Origin of the sequence: Brevibacterium aurantiacum (assembly GCF_007558825.1) — a bacterium.
Taxonomy (GTDB): Bacteria; Actinomycetota; Actinomycetes; order Actinomycetales; family Brevibacteriaceae; genus Brevibacterium; species Brevibacterium aurantiacum_A.
On the sequence record NZ_VLTK01000011.1, the window covers coordinates 81,767 to 102,153 of the forward strand.

Consider the following 20,387-nt stretch of genomic DNA (forward strand, 5'->3'; position numbering starts at 1 on the left):
TGAAACTTCCCCATCCGATATGAAGTCAACAGGTGACAGATGACACGTATGCGACGGAATCCTCAGGTGCCCGTTACCGCCGCTCCTGACATCCGTGCTGCTTCAAAGGTGAATTCCACCGGCCCAATTCCGGGACTCACCGACCCCATCCCCACGGATCATGACAACGCTGACCTCGACTTCGCCGAGGCGGCCCCCTCCCCCCGTACCGACGACCTTGAGAGCTCTCGCGGCACACCGAACGACGCCCCAGCGACGTCATCGGTGACTGCCCCGGGGCCGCAATGGACGTCTGGAACAAGCGGCGAGACCATTCCAGTGACTCACGGCGGTCGCACCTACAAAACCAGAGAAGGCGACACTCTGTACGGAGTCGCCAGCAAACATGGCGTTTCCGTGCCCGCTCTGGCTGAGCTCAATCGCATCTCGCCGCGTCAGAATCTCCATCAGGGTCAGGTGCTGTCCCTGCCTGAGAAGAACGACCTGCCCGATACCGACCCTTCGCATGTCGTCGCGCCGGGCGAAACTCTGCCCGGAATCGCCGCCAGACATCAGATGTCGCCCGGCAGCCTGCGTCGTGCGAATTCGATGGGCGACGACTCGTTCCTCCAGGTCGGCGAGCTGCTGCTGCTCAGAGATTCGACGGCTCGACGGCATCGCACACCGCCCCAACCACCGACCGATATTCCGCGCGTCGCCACGAGCGCACAGGTCGAGGGCATCAGGCCCACTGTGCTCGCAGCCGCACGACTGAACAAATTCACTCTCCTGCAGAGAACACATCCGGCACCAGCCCAGGCCCGATTCATCATTGCATCCATCGCCGAAGAACTCGGAGCCGACCCGGCACTGATGCAGGCGGTTGCCGCGCAGGAATCAGGTTTCCAGCACACCACGGTCTCGGCTGGGAATGCCATCGGCATCATGCAGGTCACTCCTCGATCGGGCAGGTGGGCCAGTGACATCGTCGGCCGCAGTCTCAATCTCCTTGATCTCGGCGACAACATCGTTGCGGGCACCGTCATCCTGGGGTGGCTGATCGAAACTGCAGAATCGGAGAACGAGGCGCTGGCCGGCTACTATCAGGATCTTCGCTCCGTGAGGTCCGAGGGATTGCTGCCCGAGACGAAAGCCTTCGTCCGCGCCGTTCAAATGCAGCGACAGCGAATGCAGGAGGCGCTATGAGTGCCCGCACGGATCCGCTCATCGGCACCATTCTCAATGACCGGTACAGCATCGACGCGAAGATCGCGCGCGGTGGAATGGCCATGGTCTACCGCGGCACAGATCTGCGCCTTGACCGTGAGATCGCAATCAAGGTCATGCATGACCACCTCATCAGCGACGACACCTTCGTCGAAAGGTTCCGACGCGAGGCCATCAACGCCGGACGGCTGACCCACCCGAATCTCGTGGCTATCCATGACCAGGCCCGCGACGGCGACACGGTCTATCTTGTGATGGAGTACCTGCCGTCGGTGACTCTGCGCCGCGAGCTCAAGCACCGGGGCACCTTCACTCCGCGTCAGGCGATCGTCGTCCTCGATGCGATCCTCGCCGCACTCGAAGCAGTCCATTCCACGGGAATCATCCATCGCGATCTCAAACCCGACAACGTACTCCTCGGCACCGATGGTCAGGTCAAGCTCGCGGACTTCGGCTTGGCGCGCGCCGTCACCACCGCGACGACGACCAAGACTCTGATCGGCACCGTCGGATATGTGGCGCCTGAGCTCGTCACGCGTACTGGTGCGGATATCCGCACCGACCTCTACACGGTCGGCATCATGTTCTACGAGATGCTCACCGGGATGCAGCCGTATACGGATGAAGTCCCCATCCAAGTCGCCTACCGCCACGTACATGATTCCGTACCGCCTCCGTCAGACCAGGTCGCCGGACTGAGTCCGCGCCTCGACGCCCTGGTGCTGTGGGCGACGTCGAAGGATCCCGCCGACCGTCCCGATGACGCCGCGCAGTTCCGTCATGCCCTTGCCGAGGCCCGCTCCGAGATGAGCGAGAGCGAACTCGACCTCGGCGATCCCAATGTCGTACCCGGTGAGCACTCCCCCGCACTGACAGCGAGCATCGATCTCGGAGCTGAAGCTCCGAAGGAGAAGAGATCGCGCACCGACGAGATCCCCTACCTCGAGAACGACGAAGACAACGAGAACGCCGAGGCGAACCACTCCGATACTGACACCGACCAAGAGTCTGGTGCGGCGGGCACAAACGCAGCGGCTGGTGCCGCAGGCATCGGTGCCGCTGGTGTGGGTGCGGCTGGTGTGGGTGCGGCTGGTGCCGCTGCCGTATCAGAGGCAGACGATACGGGGAGCTCCTCCGACGGTGCGTCCCAGGAGAACACCGATCACGGTGACGAGAACGAACCCGAGCACGGCGAAGACAAGGCCGATGAGAAGACCACAGTCGCGGCGGCTGCAGGCACAGCCTCGGCAACTGCAGCACCGGCCCGTCGACGCAGACGACGACTGGCTGCAACCGTCGGCGCGGCGTTGCTCGTGCTCGCCCTTGTGGCCTGGCTGGTCATCGCAAACCTTCCCGCGCCCACCTCGATCGTGCCTGCCCAGCTGGCGGGCAAGGACCTTGACAAGGTGACCACGCAGATCGAGGACACCGGTCTCGACGCTCAGCCGAAGGAAGTCTTCGATGACAGCGTCCCAGCTGGTGTCGTCATCGGGACCGACCCGGTGGGCGGATCCGAACTTGCCCCGGACTCGACCGTCACGGTCGTCGTGTCCAAGGGCGAAGAGATGTTCGCCGTTCCCAAGCTTGAAGGTCTCAGCGCCGACGAGGCCGAGGCCGCACTGAAGAAGGCCGAGTTGAAGCTCGGCAAGGTGGACGAAGAGTACAGCGATTCGGTCGACAACGACGATGTCATCAAAGCGTCGAAGAAACCAGGCGAGGATCTGTCCAAGGGCACCGAGGTCGATCTCGTCGTGTCCAAGGGTGTCGAGCCGACTCCCGTGCCCAATGTCGAGGGCCTGACCTTCGAAGCCGCATATGCGACCTTGGCCAAACGCGGATTCCGTGTGGGCAAGGACGAGGTCTTCTCCGACGACATCCCCAAGGGCAAAGTGGTCTCACAGTGGCCGAAGAGCTCTGAGGCGAAACCCTATGACTCTCTCATCATCGTCCGCGTCTCCAAGGGCAAGGAGAAGAAGGAAGAGTCCAAGGACGACAAGAAGGACGAAAAGAAGGACGAAAAGAAGAAGGACGACGCCAAGGACAGCAAAAAGGACGAAGATAAGAAGAAGGACGACTGATCTGGTCGATCAGGACCCTTCCCCGCTGCAAGTCTTTTCCAGAAGCCGAATGAAATAGCAGGTGGCCGTGCGATTCGTTCGCACGGCCACATGTTTAGCTGTTGTCTGAGAAGACGAGTCGACGCCTGTCAGCCGACACCCGGATCAGTTGCGACGAGTCAGGTACTCCGCGACCTGGAAGGCCATCTCGAGAGACTGGTCGTGATTGAGACGAGGATCGACGAGTGTCTCATAGCGACGGCGCAGCCCCTCGTCGTCGATCTCGGTCGCTCCGCCCATGATCTCTGTGACGTCGTCACCGGTGAGTTCGATGTGCAGTCCGCCCGGAATGGTCCCAGCTTCCTGGTGGGCGCTGAAGAATCCTTCGACTTCGGCCATGACATCTTCGAATCGGCGGGTCTTGTACCCGGTATTCGAGGTGATGGTGTTGCCGTGCATTGGATCGCAGACCCAGGTCACGTGCGGCAGGCGGTCACCGACTCCGGCAAGCAGCTTCGGCAGCGCCTCGGTGATCTTCCCTGCGCCCATGCGAGTCACGAAAGTCAGCCGGCCGGGCTCGGCACTCGGGTCGAGCTTCTCAGCTAGTGCCAGTGCTTCGTCCGCGGTGGCCGTCGGACCGAGCTTGACGCCGATAGGATTGCGGACCTTCGACAGGAAGTCCACGTGGGCTCCGTCGACGTCACGGGTGCGTTCGCCGATCCACAGGAAATGTCCGGACACGTCGTATGCTTCGCCTGTCCGCGAGTCGATCCGCGTCAGTGCACGTTCGTATTCGAGCAGAAGAGCCTCATGAGCGGCGTAGAACTCGGTAGTCCTCAACGCATCGAAGTCAGCGCCGCAAGCGTCCATGAAGCGGATGGCACGATCGATCTCGCGCGCAGTCTGCTCATAGCGCTGGTAGCCCGGGTTCGATGTCAGGAATCCGCGATTCCACTCGTGGACGAGGCGCAGGTCTGCGAAACCACCCTGAGTGAAGGCACGGATGAGATTGAGCGTGGACGCAGAGACATGGTATCCCTGCAGCAGTCTCGCTGGATCGTGACGGCGTGACTCCTCGGTGAACTCATAGCCGTTGACGATGTCGCCGCGGTATGAGGGAAGCGTGACGCCGTCGCGCGTCTCCATATCCGCGGACCGGGGTTTGGCAAACTGGCCGGCCATGCGACCGATCTTGACGACCGGCATCGAACCGCCGTAGGTGAGCACCGCCGCCATCTGCAGCACAGTCTGCACTCGGGCGCGGATCTTGTCAGCTTGAGCGCCGGCAAAGGACTCGGCGCAGTCGCCACCGGCTAGGACGAAGGCCTCGCCACGAGAAGCAGCTGCAATTCGCTGTTTGAGGACGTCGGCCTCGCCCGCGAAGACCAGCGGAGGAGAGCTGCGCAGACTGGTCAGCGAATCGTCGAGGGCCTGGCCATCGAGATAGGTCGGCTGCTGCTGCGGATTCATCTCACGCCAGTCGTCTAGACCGCTGAGATCGTTCGTGCCCGCTGGGGCGCTGTCCCTGTTGGCGAATACCGGATCGATATGGAGGCTCACAATCGTTCTTTCATGGTGTTTCGGTACCGGTTTCGAAGTCCTCGGCAGAGACGTTGTCGAGGAAGTCCCGGAACTGGGCCACTTCCTCTTCGTCAGCCGCTGGTGCTTCGATTCCGGACTCTTCGAGAAGTTCTGAATCGACGTAGACGGGACACTGTGCCGTGAGAGCCAGTGTCACCGCGTCAGATGGTCGTGCCGAGATCGACTTTCCATCGTTCGTATGAAGTTCGGCCAGGAATATCTGCCCATCGCGGCCGGTGATTGTCACGTCGGACAATGATGCCTCATATGCTTCGAGCGTGTCGAGCAGCAGCGCATGTGCCATCGGTCGCGGCGGGGTCAGGCCCCGCTGCGCGATCGAGAGTGCATTTGCTTCGATGGCTCCGACCCATATCGGCAGATAGTAGGCCGGTTCAGTTGCTTTGAGCAAAAGGATCGGCTGGTTGGCTGGCATCTCGATGCGAACACCAACAACCTCAACTTCGATGTTTGACATTATCCCCCGGTCAGGAGCGCGGACGCTGCTGGAAAATCATCCGGAACTTGCCGATCTGCACATCGGCTCCGTTCTGCAGTTCAATGGAATCGATGAGCTGACGGCCCACATAGGTTCCGTTGAGCGACCCGGTGTCGCGAAGCGTGAATCCGCTTGGAGTTCGAATGAACTCGGCGTGCTTGCGCGAGACTGTGACATCGTCAAGGAAGATGTCCGCATTCGGGCTGCGACCCACCGTCACCACATCTGTGTCGAGCAGAATCTGCGAACCCGAGTCCGGGCCCGAGACGACGACGAGCAGCGCATCTGTGTCCTGTAGACCTTCAAGGTCGGGCACTGGGTGAATCTCGCCGGTATGCGGATCCAGAATTCCATGGAACTGCTGGCTGCCGGAATCGTTGGAGACCGGCGCGTCGTTGCCGTACTGCTGGCCCTGACCGTTCCCGTTGTACGGGTTCTGGCCCCGGCTGCCATACTGCGGCTGGCTGCCATACTGCGGCTGATTGCCCTGACCGTTTGGATCCTGTGGAATATAGCCACCGCCCTGGGGCTGATTGCCCTGAGGAGGGTACTGACCCTGATCCTGCTGGTGCTGAGGCTGTCGATATGAAGGCTGCTGGCCCTGTTGATATGGAGGCTGCTGACCGTTGTTGTACTGACCCGGCTGCCCCTGGTTCTGCTGGGCACCATACTGACCGTAGCCTGGCTGCTGCGCGCTGTTCTGCTGCGGAGCATTGCCGTACTGCGGTGCCTGCGATCCGTTGTTCACGGGCTGCTGACCGTAGGGAGGTGTCTCCTGCGAAGCCGGTCCGCCCTGCGGCTGTGACTGGGCATAGTTCTGGGCGTTGCCCTGGCTGCCGCCGCCGTTCTGACCGTGTGGGTCGACCAGCGGGTTGTGACGCGTCTCGGGGTCCCTGCTCTCATCGCCATTGCCGGCGCCGAACGGAAACTTCTTCGATTGCGGCACTTGACCGTTGTCATACCAGGTCTGCGAGGGGTTGGGACGACCTTGATCGTTATTCTGCGACATTACGCCTCCTCGCTCTTAATGAGCTCTTGGTACTGCTCGCTGTCCAACAGCGCGTCGACCTGCTCTGGATCACTGAGTTCGACGAGATACATCCAACCGTCCTGGAATGGGGATGAATTCACGGTCTCGGGAGCGTCGTCGAGTCCTTCGTTGACTTCCGTGACCGAACCGGACACGGGTGCGATGAGATCGGACACGCTCTTCGTGCTCTCAACCTCACCACAGGATTCTCCAGCAGTGGTCTTATCGCCGACATCAGGAAGATCGACATACACGACATCACCCAGCTGTTCCTGGGCAAAATCGGTGATACCCACCCGCACAACTGCACTGTTGTCCGTGGTCTCGACCCATTCGTGGTCGCGCGAGTATCGCAAGGACACTGGATAATCCAGGTTTGCCATGTCGACTCCTCTTAGCTTGTTGGTCCTCCAAGCATAGCCGCCTGAGGTGGTTTCATAACAATCACGAAACAGAAATGTTACCGATCCTCGGGACCAGCCCAGGCTCGCACCCGCCTCTCACGTGACTACCTGGGATGATACCCGTTTTTTCGAGGTCACGAAACGCGGTTTTGGCACTTGGCCGGGGATCGTTATAGGCTGGGTCTCGTTGCTTTCCGAAGCAGCACGGAAACGGGCTATAGCGCAGCTTGGTAGCGCGCTTCACTGGGGGTGAAGAGGTCGTGGGTTCAAATCCCGCTAGCCCGACCGTGTGATGTGTCGCGACATCGTTCCTACGATGTCGCGGCACATTTCTCATTTCTGGCCCGGGTCTGTCTCGCGTCATCGTGCCGGTCATGTCCTACGTCATGGTTCCGACTGCTCCTGCTTTCCTCCGAGCCGGCCGGCGAAGATCATTGTGACTGCGCCGATGACGATCAGCACTGACAAGCCCCAGCGCAGCGTACCGAGGCTGGCGATGATACCGACCAGCGGGCTGGTGCCCAGGAATCCGACCCTCATGATCCAGTTGACCAGCGTCACTCCTCCGGCTCTCCCCACACCTGGAATGTGAGCAGCAGCGCCGAGCGCTCCTGGAACCAGAGTCGCCGATCCGTACCCCATGAGTGCCAGTCCGACCAACAGCTGAAATGGCTCGAAGGCAGTGACGACACCGATCCCACCCAGGGCGATGAGGCCTCCCCCGAGGCGAGCTATCCGGCTGGCGCCGAAGCGCTGGACCAAGAAGTCCCCACTGAAACGGCCCAGACACTGACTGCCGATGACCACGCTGAAGGCGATACCGGCGGTCGCGGCAGGCACCCCGCTGAACTCGACCGCTGCTATCGCGGACCAGTTGTTCGCAATGTCCTCAACAGCCGTTCCGCAGATTGCTACGACTGCCAGGGGCAGCGCCACCAGCAGAACCGCACGCTTCGAACTTGGTCGATCACCACCTGAAGGCTCGCTGACGTCGGCTGCGGCCTCAGCGTCAGCGCCCGTTGCTGCCCGTCGTCTGCTCAGACCGACGTCCCCGATCAGCCTGCGGGCCGACATGATCACGATGAAAGACACTACCGCGATCACGGCCAGATGAACCCTCATGTCCACGCCGTTGCCTGCGGCAATGGTGGCAGCTGCACCGCTGGCGAGACCCCCGAGGCTCCACAGCGCGTGCATCGAAGAGAGAATGACGCGGGACAGGCTCTCCTGCACCCCGATGCCGACGACGTTCTGCGCCACATCCACAATGGCATCGAAGAAGCCGACGAAGAACAGGCAGGCGGCCATCATCCAGCCATTGACGGACCACGCTGTGGCGGCCGCGGAGAGCCCCAGGAGAAGAGTGCCGCCAACGACGACAGCGTTGGCTCCGAACCGTGAGATGAGGTGAGCCGGGACGACAGAGGAGACGATGGCACCGAGGGCGAAGGAGGCGACGACGAGCCCGAACTCCCAGGAGCTCAGTCCAAGTCGCTCGACCAACAGCGGGTACCACGGCAGCAGTGCCGCGAACACGAGGCCGTTGCAGCTGAAGTAGAGACCGACGCCGGCTATCGCACGGGCTCCGGAGCTGGGCCGATATCTCATTCGCCGGACTCGCTCGCCCGGCCGATCGAGCCGGGTCCTTCCTTCGCTTCACGTCGGCCTGCTCGCACATTCAGCCCGGCTCTCCCGAGCACGAGCAGAGTCAGCACGACGCCGAGGAGGTTCCACCACACGCCATCGGTCATGAACAGCAGCAACAATGCGGCCAGGATCGGGACCAGGTGGGACATCGACCACCCGACATAGCCTCCGAAACTCGGCATCGCCACGTTCGCCGAGTCCGCAACGGATTTCACCATGAAGTTCGGCCCATTGCCGATGTAGGTGATCGCCCCACCCATGACTGCGCCCAGGGACACCGCGATCAGCAGTGTCTCTGCAATACCAGCCACCCGGGGCTCCCCCGGCACCTGAGAGGCCATTTCGAAGAAGGTCACATATGCCGGAGCATTGTCGAGCACCGAGGAGAGGCCACCGCTGAAGACGAACAGGTTGACGATCAGAACGACGAATTGGAAGTATTCCACCAAGGCATGGGAAACGGTGGAACCGGCTCCGCCGATGAAGAACCACACAGCGATCGGCATGCCGAGGACCAAGGCCACTGAGAGTTTGACGAGATTGCGGTCCCAGATCTTCTCAGTGGCCGGGAAGAGCGGCAGGACCGCGATGCAGCCCAACAGCAGAACGAACGGCAGGATACTCCACCAGGCAACAGCCATCCGGCGGTCCCTTTCTCATAACGGTGATGACGAGTTCCACCGATCTCGTCGACGACGACGTGGCACCACTCTACTGACGTTTGGGCCCAATCCCCGCAGTGGCCCACCTCACGGACAGTCGCGTGCTCAACGGCATGTCGGTGGCATACCCTGGGGTGCAGCTCATCGACGTCACATTCGCGCCGCGTGCCGAATGTCATCCTCAGGAGGAGACTCGCTTGTCTCAGAACGCCCCATCCCCCGATGGCAGACTGCACGGTCGAGATCGGGTGAACTCCCGTATCGTCGGAATCTCATTGGCCGCCGCGCTGGGCGGCTTCCTCTTCGGCTTCGACACAGCTGTCATCAACGGAGCCGTTGACGCCCTGGCAGAGGAGTTCGCCCTCAGCGCTGGCCTGAAGGGCTTCGCCGTCTCCTCGGCGCTGCTGGCGTGCGCACTCGGAGCGTGGTTCGCCGGCTCTCTGGCCAATCGCTACGGCAGACTCCCCGTCATGGTCGTCGCGGCGGTCCTGTTCCTCCTCTCTGCCGTCGGCTCGGGCTTGGCCTTCGGCGTCACGGATCTCATCATCTGGCGCATGGTCGGCGGACTCGGCGTGGGCGCTGCGTCAGTCATCGCTCCTGCCTACATCGCCGAGGTGTCCCCCGCGCGTGTGCGTGGGCGCCTCGGTTCGCTGCAGCAGCTGGCGATCGTGACCGGCATCTTCGCGGCACTCCTGTCGAATGCGCTTCTGGCATCGCTGTCCGGCGGAGCCGCCGATCCGCTGTGGTTCGGAATCGAGACCTGGCGCTGGATGTTCATGGTCGAGGCACTCCCCGCTCTGGTCTACGGACTCATGGCATTGGGGCTTCCGGAATCTCCGCGGTTCCTGGTGGCCCGTGGCAGAGAGGACGAAGCCGCACGAGTTCTGCGAGTCTTCACAGGGGTCACCGACACCGATTCCCTCATCGAACGGATCCGCGACTCGATCCGACGGGAGGACAAAGAGTCCTTCAAGGACCTCATCGGCAAACGTTTCGGCCTCAAGCCGATCGTCTGGATCGGAATACTGCTGTCCGTGTTCCAGCAGTTCGTCGGCATCAACGTCATCTTCTACTACTCGACGACGCTGTGGAAATCGGTCGGATTCGACGAGTCCAGTGCCCTTCTGACTTCGGTCATCACCTCGGTGACGAACATCGTCGTGACGATCGTGGCGATTCTCCTCGTCGACAAGGTCGGACGTCGGAAGATGCTGCTGGCCGGATCGTTCCTGATGGGTATCGCCTTGGCGATGATGGCGGTGTCATTCTCGTTCGCCGAACTCGCAACCGCGGCCGATGGCACCACCAGTGCCCAGTTGGATGCGCCGTGGTCGATCATCGCGCTGATCTCCGCGAATGTGTTCGTCGTCGGATTCGGTGCCACATGGGGCCCTCTGGTGTGGGTGCTCCTGGGCGAGATGTTCCCCAATCGGATCCGTGCCGGTGCCCTGGCTGTGGCTGCTGCGGCACAGTGGATCGCGAACTTCGCCATTTCGACGACGTTCCCGATCTTCTCCGGCATCAGCCTGACCTTCGCCTACGGCTTCTACGCCTTCTTCGCGATACTCTCGTTCTTCTTCGTCTGGTGGAAGGTTCCCGAAACGAAGGGAATGGAGCTGGAGGACATGACCGAAGAGCTCACGGTGCGTCCACACGACTGACTCCGCCGAGGTTGTGGTCACGCCGAGGCTGTCCCCGGCAGGGCCGGTCACGCCGAGGTTGTTCCGAGCAGGACCGGTCAGGCCGTGCCGTTAGCGGCGGGCTCGGTCTGCTCGTCCTTCTTCTTCAGCCCGATGAACAGGCCGAGGATGGCCAGGCCGAAGACGGCGCCGAGCCCGATCGTCAGTCCGGGCTCCGCCTGGTAGGCCGTGGCCAGGGCCTTGAATCCGATGAGGCCGACGGTCGAATAGATCAGGGCCCACAGAGACCCGCCGACGACGAGAGCGGGAAGATAGCGGCGGTAGCTCATGCCGCTGGTTCCAGCCGCCAGATTGAGCACGGTCTGGACCCCGATCATGAGGAAGCTCACGGCGATCACCGGTGCACCGAAACGCTCGATCATCGCTTCGGCCTTTCGGTACTTGGGACCGGACATGATCGTGTCGATGCGTTCGATCCTGCGAATGCCCTTGCGTGCCAACCGCCCCAGGAGGAAGGTTCCTCCCGCGCGGGCCAGGATGATGCCGAACAGGATGAGCCACGTCACGGCGATGGGAAACGACCAGTTCAGTGGGTTCATCGTGAATCGTCGGCCCTGCACCCTGCTGCGTCTAGGTCTCCGCTTTCGGCACTGGCGCTGCGGTTTGCCTTGGCACCGCGGTACGCCCTCGCACTGCACGGATGGTTTCGATTGCTCACGCCACGATTGTACGCCAGGTGAGGTTAGTCTCCCCTCACCTGGCGAACTCTCGCGCTGTCGTGCTCAGCCGTTCGGCCCGGCTCCTCAGATGAGTTCGCCGCCCAAATGCACTGAGCTCACTCGCGACTCAATTCCCCTGACATCTTCGGTGCTGAGGTCGCCGTCGACCACCACGAGGTCGGCGAGCGCCCCCTCAGCGATCCGACCGACGTTGTCATGTCCCAGCAGTTCGGCCGCGACGGAAGTCCCCGCTGCCAGTGCCTCGGTGGTGGAGAGGCCGGCGCCGGCGAGGAGGCTGATCTCTTCGAGGTTCTCACCGTGCGGGCCGACACCGGCATCGGTGCCCATCGCGATCTTCACCCCCGCCTCGTGGGCCTTCGTGATCGACTCCTGGTGCGCCTCGATCACCGAGTGGGCTTTGTCGACCACGGACTGAGGCAGAGCCGATCCGGCCTCGGCGGCTTTGATCACTGCCTGCGGAGCCTGCAGGGTCGGGACCAGGAAGGTGCCGTTTTCGAGCATGAGATCGATGGCTTCGTCATCTAGGTAGATGCCGTGTTCGATGGAGCGCACTCCCGCACGGACAGCATTCTTGATTCCTGGTGCGCCCTGCGCATGAGACATGACGTGCGCGCCCTGGGCAGCCGCCTCGGCGACGATGACTGCGATCTCAGCCTCGGTGAACTGGGAGTGCCGGGGATCATCACGCGGCGAGAGCACGCCTCCTGTCGAGCAGATCTTGATGTGATCGGCTCCGGCCCGCAGCAGCTCACGAGTCTTGCGCTGCACCCCTTCGAGACCGTCGGCAACACCCGAGGGCCGGCCGGGGTGTGGGGCCAGGAACGGTGAATCGGCGCCCGACACCAGGTGGAAGTCACCGTGCCCGCCCGTCTGGGACATGATGTTCACCGCAATCGACAGACGTGGCCCGCGAACGATGCCCGTCTCGACGGCGACCTTCGCACCGAGGTCGGTGCCACCGGCATCGCGCACGGTGGTCACTCCGCCCTTGAGCGTCTTCTCCATATTGTCGACGGAGTTGTAGAACTGCAGCGAGAACGGATCATGGAATGACGAGGTGTTGCTGGCCCCCGTGCTCATCAGGTGCACGTGGCAGTCGATGACGCCGGGAATGATCGTCTTGCCGGCACAATCGACATAGGTGTCTCCGGCATCGTGTGAACCCTGTCCACCCTCGGTGACCGAAGAGATCGATCCCCCGTCGACGACGATGTCTCGCCGCCCAGGAAGGAACCTGGTTCCATCGAAGACCTTGGCGTTCTTGAAGACTGTGACCATTGGCGTTCTCCTCATCATTGAAAATAGTGCGGGTGGATTAAGGATAATGAAGTGCCAGCATCATAGTGAAGAGGCTCACGGTCCGAGATGTGATCACCGCCGTGTTCACGTTCGAGACACCTTGTCGATATATAGTCTTGGTCGGTGACTGGCGGCACGCACGCCGTCGTCCATCTCCAGCCCCGACCCGGAAGTCCTGTGACCATACATTCGGCTCAATTCCCCGCGACTTCGCGACCACGCGAGGACCGCACACTCATCGACGTCCTCCTCGAAGTTGCAGGAGCACATGGTGATCAGCCCGCAATCGATGACGGGCGCGGCGTCCTCAGCTATTCCGAATTGATCGTCGAGATCCGTGATCTCGCTCTCGAATTGGCCGCTGTCGGCATCGGGCCGGGAGACAAGGTCGGCATCCGAGTGCCTTCCGGCTCCGCCGACCTCTACGTCTCCATCCTGGCCACGATGATGCTCGGCGCTGCGTACGTTCCCGTCGACGTCGACGATCCCGATGAGCGTGCGCACACCGTCTTCACCGAGGCGGCTGTCACCGGCATCATCACCGCCGACCGAGCAATCGAGTCGCGAACCGATCGAGGTCCGCTCGCACGTTCCGAGCTGCGCCGCCCGACCCCCGACGATGACTGCTGGGTCATCTTCACCTCCGGGTCGACGGGAAAGCCTAAGGGCGTGGCAGTCTCCCACCGCAGTGCGGCCGCATTCGTCGACGCCGAGGCGGCGATGTTCTGTCAGGAGGAGCCGCTGGGGCCTGGAGATCGAGTGCTGGCCGGCCTGTCCGTGGCCTTCGACGCCAGCTGTGAGGAGATGTGGCTGGCTTGGCGACACGGCGCCTGTCTGGTCCCAGCGCCCCGCGCCCTTGTGAAGTCCGGGATGGACCTGGGGCCGTGGCTGTCCTCACGTGGCATCACCGTCGTCTCGACCGTTCCCACCCTCGCAGCGCTGTGGCCCGCCGACAGTCTCGATGCCGTGCGTCTCCTCATCTTCGGCGGCGAGGCATGTCCGCCCGAACTCGGGCGCAGGCTCAGCGATGAGAGTCGCGAAGTCTGGAACACCTATGGCCCCACCGAGGCGACCGTGGTGGCCTGCGGGGCACAACTCGATGGCTCCGAGCCTGTTCGGATCGGACTGCCCCTGGACGGCTGGTCCCTGGCCGTCGTCGATGCGGCAGGTATCCCGGTCGCTGACGGCCAGACCGGTGAGCTCATCATCGGCGGGATCGGTCTGGCCCGCTACCTGGACCCGGCCAAGGACGCCGAGAAGTACGCTCCGATGCCGACCCTCGGCTGGGATCGGGCCTATCGTTCGGGCGACCTCGTCATCAGCGACCCCGAGGGATTGATCTTCGTCGGCCGAGCCGATGAGCAGATCAAGCTCGCTGGCCGTCGCATCGAGCTCGGTGAGATCGACGCCGCTCTCCAGGCCCTGCCCGATGTCGAAGGTGCTGCGGCCGCAGTGAAGCAGACTCCGGCGGGCTCGGACATCCTCGTCGGCTACATCGCGTCGGGCACGGCAAATCCCGGGGACCGCATCTCCGAATGGGAACAGGCACTGCGTGCCGAGCTGCCTGCGGCTCTTGTGCCGCGACTGACGCTCATCGACGAACTTCCGACGAAGACCTCCGGCAAGGTCGATCGCAACGCACTGCCTTGGCCGATGGGCGACAGCGCCGAGATCGAAGACAGCTCCGAGACCTTCGAGCCCGAGGTCGAGTGGATCGCCGAGCAGTGGTCGGCAGTGCTCGGATCACGGCCAGGGTCGGACAGCGACTTCTTCACCTCGGGTGGCGGCTCACTGGCGGCTGCCCAGATGGTCTCCCGGCTGAGGACCCAGCATCCCAGCGTCACCGTCGGCGACATCTATGCCCATCCGCGCTTCGGCGCACTCGCGAATCTGTGCAGCGCCGACGACGGAGCCGCGGCGGGCGCCGGGCGTCCAAAGCGCACGATCACACGGACTTCGAGGGGGATGCAGGCCTTCCAGACTCTGCTCGCGGTACCGGTCCACATCCTCGGCGGGGTCAGGTGGGTCGTCATTGCGATGGTGCTCGCGAATCTCGGCAGCAGCCTCGGCGCGGATCTCCCGGTCACGCCCTGGCCTGTGGTCATCACCCTGTTCCTCGTCTTCGTCACCGCGTGGGGCCGTATGCTCATCTCCGCGGGTGCCGCGCGCGCACTCATGCTCGGTATTCGTCCGGGTGACTATCCTCGGTCGGGGTGGGTGCATAAGCGCCTGTGGCTGGCCGAGCACATCGCCGATCTCGCTGCGGCCGTCTCGGTGGCCAGCGCCCCCTGGGTGACCTGGTACGCGAAGCTCCTGGGCAACCGAATCGGCTCCGATGCCGATCTGCACTCTGCTCCCCCGGTGACCGGTTTCCTGACCGTGGGCGAGGGCGCCGCAATCGAGCCAGAGGTCGATCTCAAGGGCTGGTGGGTCGACGGCGACCTGCTGCGCATCGGCACGATCAACGTGGGCTCCAACGTGACGATCGGAGCTCGCTCCACCTTGATGCCGGGCACCCGAATCGGGGAAGGCGCACTGGTCGAAGCCGGATCGGCTGTGACCGGCAAGGTGCGCCGGAACCAGATCTACTCCGGTTCCCCCGCTGTCCGGATCGGCAAGGCCAAGAAGAGCTGGCCCGCTCCACCGCCTCGCCGGCGACTGCCCTTCCTGCTCTATGCTGTGGGCTCTCAGCTCAACGCGGCTCTGCCCTATCTGGCTGCTGTGCCGGGCATTGCACTGATGATTGCGGTCTCAGGCATCGGCGTCGTCGAGTCCCCGTTGCTCGTTCTCGCCTGGTCCCCTCTCATCGCCTGCATCTGGTTCGTCTGCACGGCCCTGTTCATCCTCGTGTCGGTGCGGCTGCTGTCCATCGGAATGGAGGAGGGAGAGTTCCCGGTCCGCTCTGCTCACGGCTACCGTGTCTGGGCCACGGAGCGCCTCCTCGACTTGGCCCGTGATCTCCTCTTCCCTCTCTATGCCTCGATGCTCACCCCGTGGTGGCTGCGACTGCTCGGAGCGAAGGTGGGCCCGGGCACCGAGATCTCAACGGTGGTGTTCGTCCCCAAGATGACGACCATCGCCGCAGGTGCGTTCCTGGCCGATGACACCATGGTGGCCAGTTACGAACTCGGTCACGGGTGGATGCGAGCCGGCAAGGCGAAGGTCGGCAAGCGCGCCTTCCTCGGCAACTCGGGCATCGCCTCCCCTGGACGGCGAGTGCCCAAGAACGCACTGGTTGCCGTGCTGTCGGCAGCCCCGGCGAAGGCGAAGAAGGGCTCGTCGTGGCTCGGCTCTCCCCCTGTGCAGCTGCGCAGGGCAGCGGTCGATGCCGATGAGGCGCTGACCTATGCCCCGAAGCTCGGCGTCAGATCGGCCCGGGCGTTCTTCGAGACTCTGCGGATCACCTCGGTGATGGTCGCCGGTGCACTCGTCGCCTCGGTCCTCCTCACGATCGAGTTCCTCCTCGGACTGCCAGGGGCAGGGTCGTCTGCGGCCGGTACGGGCGCGATGGGCACAACTGGTGGCGCGGCTGGCGATGGCGGATCGTTCCTGGCCTCTGTCGGGCTCGCCCTGCTAACCTCGGGCATCGTGATGATGGCCGCTGGTGCGGTGGCGGCGGGGCTGGCCATCGCGGCCAAGTGGATCTGCGCCGGTCCCATCAGAGCCGGCGAACATCCCCTGTGGTCATCGTTCATCTGGCGCAACGAGGTCGCGGACTGCTTCGTCGAGCTCATCGCCGCACCATGGTTCGCCCGGAATGCCGTGGGGACTCCCGCCATCGTGTGGTATCTGCGAGCCATGGGAGCGAAGATCGGCCACGGAGTGTGGTGCGAAAGCTATTGGCTGCCCGAAGCCGACCTGGTCAGCCTGGGCGACAACTCCACGATCAACCGCGGCTGCGTGGTCCAGACCCATCTCTTCCACGACCGGGTTATGAGCTTGGACACCGTCGAATTGGAGCAGGGATCGACTCTCGGGCCCAACAGCGTGATACTGCCCGCCTCCAGCTTGGGCACGAATTCCACGGTGGGTGCGACCTCGCTGGTGATGCGCGGAGAGTTCGTGCCGGCCCACGCCTATTTCAGCGGCAATCCTGTCATACCCTGGGTGGATGCACCAGAACTTCCTGAGGGCGGATCCAGCGAGCCCGAAGCAACCCCAAGGCGGCACCACGATGCTTGATCCCTACACCCCGAACGTCGGTAACGCCGAGCTCACCATCGACCACTACGATCTCGACCTCGACTACCGGATCGGGCCCAACCGCCTCTCCGCACATGCGAGCCTGACGGGTCGTGTGCTGCAGGAGACGAAGACGATCCTCCTCGACCTCACAGGTCTGCGAGTCACGAAGGCCGCCGTCAACGGCAAGAAGGCTCGGTACTCCACACGGGGCAAGAAGCTGCACCTGACGACAGATCCCCTGCCGAAGAACCAGCCGGTGCGCATCGACGTCTCCTATGTCGGAAACCCGCAGCCCGCGATCGGAACCTGGGGTGACGTGGGCTGGGAGGAGCTCGAGGATGGCGTCCTCGTGGCCGGGCAGCCCGTCGGCGCCTCAACCTGGTTCCCCTGCAACGACCACCCCTCGGACAAGTCGAAGTACCGCATCCGCGTGCTCACGGAATCCGAATATACGGTCGTGTCCAACGGAGAACTCGTCGACAAGGTCCGCAAGGCCGGCCGCACGGCATGGACGTACGAGTCACGGACCCCTCTGGCGACATATCTGGCCACGGTGCAGATCGGCCGCTACCGACACGCCCAGATCGACGCCGAGGATGGTGCTGAGCCTTCTCCTGTCTCTCTGGGTCTCTACGCCGGTGAGCATTGGAGAGCTGCGTCCACGCGTCTGCAGATCCAGCACGCCATGATGAACGAGTTCATCGAACGGTTCGGTCCCTACCCCTTCGATCGCTACGACGTGGTCGTGACCGACGACGAACTCGAGATCCCCCTTGAGTCACAGCCTCTGTCCGTGCTCGGCCCCAACCATCTCGGCGAGGAGTGGGAGGCCGAGCGACTCGTCGCCCATGAGATGGCCCATCAGTGGTTCGGGAACTCGCTGACGCCTCGGCGCTGGTCAGACATCTGGCTCAATGAGGGCTTCGCCTGCTATTCGGAGTGGCTGTGGTCGGAGGCATCGGGCCGCAGCAGCGCGCATGAGTGTGCGCAGACCTGGCGGGAGGCTCTGGCCGACGAGCCGCAGGACTTCGTGCTCAGCGACCCGGGCGGTCCCGATATGTTCGATGACCGTGTGTACAAGCGCGGTGCACTCTGCTTGCACGCACTGAGGCTCGAGATCGGCGACGAGGACTTCTTCGCTGCGATCTCCGAGTGGACGACGAAGCATCGTCATTCTTCGGTCGATACCTCGGATTTCCTCGAGTGCGTCTCTGGTGTAGTCGGCCGCGACCTCGCCGAGGTTGTCCGGCCGTGGCTGTTCGACAAAGAGCTGCCCGAGCTGGCCTAGTTGGTCCGGCTAGTTCGGCTGGCTGGTTCCTGATGTCATGGCTGACTTCGCCTCAGTCACTTGAGCCGGCGGACGAGAATGTCGGCGTCTCCATTGCGCCCGACCGTGACGAAACCGCGGTCGTGGTAGAGACGAGCCGCGCCGTTTCCGTCCTCGACGGACAGGCTGACGGCCGGGAAACCGCTCATCTTCGCCAAGGTGCACACCACATCGAGGAGCATGCCGCCGATTCCTTGGGACTGATGATCAGGCAGAACAGCCAATGACAGCTCGGGGATGTCCCCGGCCACCCAGCCGTACCCGGTGAAGCGCGAACCCGCCTCGGCGGTGGTGTCGGTCGACTTTTCGATCACTGCATCGAACGCGGCCAGACGCAGCCATGCGAGTCCGATGATCTCCGGTTCTGAATCCGCGGCACCGGCGTGTCCGTCGGCGGACTGGTCGTCGGCGGACTGGTCGTCGGCGGACTGGTCGTCGGCAGGCTGGTCGTCGGCGGACTGCTCATCGGCGGCGTCTCCACCGTTCGGGCCCTTCGCATAGGCGGCCACCGCAATGTCGCCCTCGCGCCCCCAGTCCTTGAAGTAGAAGGCCGCATCGTCGCGCTCGAGGAGCTCATCGACGTCGATCCTCGGCTTGTCCAAAGACCAGTTGAAGCACAGATCGAGGAAAGGTAAGAATGCCTCATCTGGGGTCTCTGGACCCAGCGGGCGGATCCGTGACCTGAGTTCGGTCCGGCGAGCCGCCTCGGCGGAATCCTGGTTCTGACGTTCGTTCATGAGGTTCCTTTCTCGACCGCACGAGCGATCCAACTGCGATTGCGCACCCGCCATCCCAACGTCAGCGCCCGAAGGCCGACGAAGCCGATGCAGAACGCGGCCCACAGGCCCAGAGCACCGGGCCAATAGAGGACGATCGGAATCAGCAGGATCGCATATCCGCCCACAGCAACCAATTGTGCCAGAGCCAGATATCTGGCGTCCTCGGCACCCATGAGGACGCCGTCGAGGACGAATACATAGCCGGCGATGGGCATACTCAGGGCCAGCACGGGAAGGAGACTCGTCATCAGTGCGACTACTGCCGGGTCCGAAGAGAAGCCGCGGGGGATGATTCCGGCACCTGCTAACAGGATGAGACCGACGATGACCCCGAAGACGATGCCCCACAGACACAGCCTGCGGTTGATCGCGGCCACCGCGTCGACGTTCCGTGCGCCCAGCTGCAGTCCGATCAGGGCCTGACCGGCGATCGCCAGTGAGTCAAGGGCGAGTGCGAGAGCGAAGAAGATGCTCTGTGCGACTTGGATCGCGGCGAGCTCGGTCGTTCCCATAGCGGTGGCGAGGAAGACGAGGATGATGAGAGCCGCGCGCAGGGATGCATTGCGCACCAGCAGCCAGCCGGAGGTCTTCGCCGAGGAGAGCACTCCGGACCAGTCTGGTCGGAACGTGGCGTGGAATCGTCGTGCCGCCCTGATCGAGATCGCTACATAGACGGAGCACATCCCCGCTTGCGCGATGACGGTGCCCAGCGCGGAGCCGGCAACTCCCATATCGAGGCCGTAGATGAAGATCGCGTTCAACCCGATGTTGGCGATGCATCCGGCCGCTGCCACGATGAGTGGTGTGCGCGTGTCCTGCAGCCCGCGCAGGAGTCCTGTGGCGGCGATGACGACGAGCATGAACGGCAGGCCCCACCAGGAGATGGCGAGATAGGAGTGCGCCCCCTCGGCTATTTCAGCGCCGGGTTCGAAAGCAGCGATCACCGGCTTGAGCAGAGGCAGCCCGATCGCCAGCAGCAGCACTGAGGTGCACAGGGCAAGCCAGATTCCGTCGAAACCCGCGTTGATGGCACCGGAGCGGTCTCCGGCACCCATTCGCCTGGCGACCCGAGGGGTGGTGGCATAGGCGAGGAAGATCATCAGTCCGAGGACGGTCTGCAGAATCGTCGACGCGATCGCCAGCGATCCCAGTGAACCGGCGCCGAGGTGGCCGACCATGGCCGTGTCAGAGAGCAGGAAGATGGGTTCGGCAATCAGTGCTCCGAGGGCCGGAAGTGCCAAACGGAGAATGTCTTTGTCGATCGCTGCCACGGATTGAGTCTAGCGAATCGGTGACGCAGCTTCTCAACACGGTTGCGCAGGCTCTCGTGTCGG

At 63.2% G+C, this 20,387-nt stretch carries 15 protein-coding genes and 1 tRNA gene; 6 read left to right on the forward strand and 10 right to left on the reverse strand.

All coding sequences use genetic code 11. From position 1 onward, the window contains the following. Positions 1-39 precede the first annotated feature (39 nt). Positions 40-1,185, forward strand: a complete 1,146-nt coding sequence (locus FO013_RS17245; RefSeq protein ID WP_260848232.1) for a lytic transglycosylase — start codon at positions 40-42, stop codon at positions 1,183-1,185. Beyond that, positions 1,182-3,284, forward strand: a complete 2,103-nt coding sequence (locus FO013_RS17250) for a protein kinase domain-containing protein (protein ID WP_143923798.1) — start codon at positions 1,182-1,184, stop codon at positions 3,282-3,284. The genes FO013_RS17245 and FO013_RS17250 overlap by 4 nt, the downstream gene beginning before the upstream one ends. 144 nt (positions 3,285-3,428) lie before the next feature. Here the strand turns inward: FO013_RS17250 and FO013_RS17255 are convergent, their stop codons facing one another. Genes FO013_RS17255 through gcvH form a run of 4 tightly spaced genes read right to left on the reverse strand, consistent with a single transcriptional unit; the run spans position 3,429 to position 6,753 of the window. After that, positions 3,429-4,823, reverse strand: a complete 1,395-nt coding sequence (locus tag FO013_RS17255; RefSeq protein ID WP_143923799.1) for a class II 3-deoxy-7-phosphoheptulonate synthase — start codon at positions 4,821-4,823, stop codon at positions 3,429-3,431. Positions 4,824-4,833: 10 nt separating this feature from the next. Further along, complete coding sequence (locus tag FO013_RS17260; RefSeq protein WP_143923800.1) at positions 4,834-5,319, reverse strand: bifunctional nuclease family protein; 486 nt, start codon at positions 5,317-5,319, stop codon at positions 4,834-4,836. Between the two features lie 10 nt (positions 5,320-5,329). Next, on the reverse strand, positions 5,330-6,349 hold the full coding sequence (locus FO013_RS23330; RefSeq protein WP_186293179.1) for an FHA domain-containing protein: 1,020 nt from the start codon (positions 6,347-6,349) through the stop codon (positions 5,330-5,332). Further along, on the reverse strand, positions 6,349-6,753 hold the full coding sequence (gene gcvH / locus FO013_RS17270) for a glycine cleavage system protein GcvH (RefSeq protein ID WP_143923801.1): 405 nt from the start codon (positions 6,751-6,753) through the stop codon (positions 6,349-6,351). Before gcvH ends, FO013_RS23330 begins: the two co-directional genes overlap by 1 nt. A gap of 232 nt (positions 6,754-6,985) precedes the next feature. On the opposite strand from gcvH, the gene FO013_RS17275 reads away from it, so the two are divergent. Further along, a tRNA-Pro gene (locus FO013_RS17275) sits at positions 6,986-7,059 on the forward strand. 99 nt (positions 7,060-7,158) lie between these two features. Here the strand turns inward: FO013_RS17275 and FO013_RS17280 are convergent. Further along, complete coding sequence (locus tag FO013_RS17280; protein WP_143923802.1) at positions 7,159-8,382, reverse strand: MFS transporter; 1,224 nt, start codon at positions 8,380-8,382, stop codon at positions 7,159-7,161. Next, the gene (locus FO013_RS17285; protein ID WP_143923803.1) at positions 8,379-9,062 is read right to left on the reverse strand and encodes a sodium:proton antiporter; all 684 of its coding nucleotides are present in this window, start codon (positions 9,060-9,062) and stop codon (positions 8,379-8,381) included. Before FO013_RS17285 ends, FO013_RS17280 begins: the two co-directional genes overlap by 4 nt. Positions 9,063-9,196: 134 nt before the next feature. On the opposite strand from FO013_RS17285, the gene FO013_RS17290 reads away from it, so the two are divergent. After that, positions 9,197-10,744 (forward strand): sugar porter family MFS transporter, encoded by a 1,548-nt coding sequence (locus tag FO013_RS17290; protein ID WP_260848238.1) that lies wholly within the window; start codon positions 9,197-9,199, stop codon positions 10,742-10,744. Between the two features lie 77 nt (positions 10,745-10,821). Here FO013_RS17290 and FO013_RS17295 read toward each other — a convergent pair whose 3' ends face one another. Continuing rightward, positions 10,822-11,322 (reverse strand): DedA family protein, encoded by a 501-nt coding sequence (locus FO013_RS17295; protein ID WP_143923804.1) that lies wholly within the window; start codon positions 11,320-11,322, stop codon positions 10,822-10,824. A 204-nt stretch (positions 11,323-11,526) separates the two neighbouring features. Continuing rightward, complete coding sequence (locus tag FO013_RS17300) at positions 11,527-12,741, reverse strand: metal-dependent hydrolase family protein (RefSeq protein ID WP_143923805.1); 1,215 nt, start codon at positions 12,739-12,741, stop codon at positions 11,527-11,529. Positions 12,742-12,939: 198 nt separating this feature from the next. On the opposite strand from FO013_RS17300, the gene FO013_RS17305 reads away from it, so the two are divergent. Continuing rightward, entirely contained in the window at positions 12,940-16,944 is a 4,005-nt protein-coding gene (locus FO013_RS17305; protein ID WP_143923806.1) for a non-ribosomal peptide synthetase, read from the forward strand. Beyond that, entirely contained in the window at positions 16,874-18,235 is a 1,362-nt protein-coding gene (locus tag FO013_RS17310; protein ID WP_260848233.1) for a M1 family metallopeptidase, read from the forward strand. Before FO013_RS17305 ends, FO013_RS17310 begins: the two co-directional genes overlap by 71 nt. Before the next feature lie 56 nt (positions 18,236-18,291). Here the strand turns inward: FO013_RS17310 and FO013_RS17315 are convergent, their stop codons facing one another. After that, positions 18,292-19,011 carry a GNAT family N-acetyltransferase gene (locus FO013_RS17315; protein WP_186293180.1) on the reverse strand — a complete coding sequence of 240 codons (720 nt, stop codon included), beginning with the start codon at positions 19,009-19,011 and terminating at the stop codon, positions 18,292-18,294. Further along, positions 19,008-20,324 carry an MATE family efflux transporter gene (locus FO013_RS17320; protein ID WP_143923808.1) on the reverse strand — a complete coding sequence of 439 codons (1,317 nt, stop codon included), beginning with the start codon at positions 20,322-20,324 and terminating at the stop codon, positions 19,008-19,010. Before FO013_RS17320 ends, FO013_RS17315 begins: the two co-directional genes overlap by 4 nt. Between the last annotated feature and the right edge of the window lie 63 nt (positions 20,325-20,387).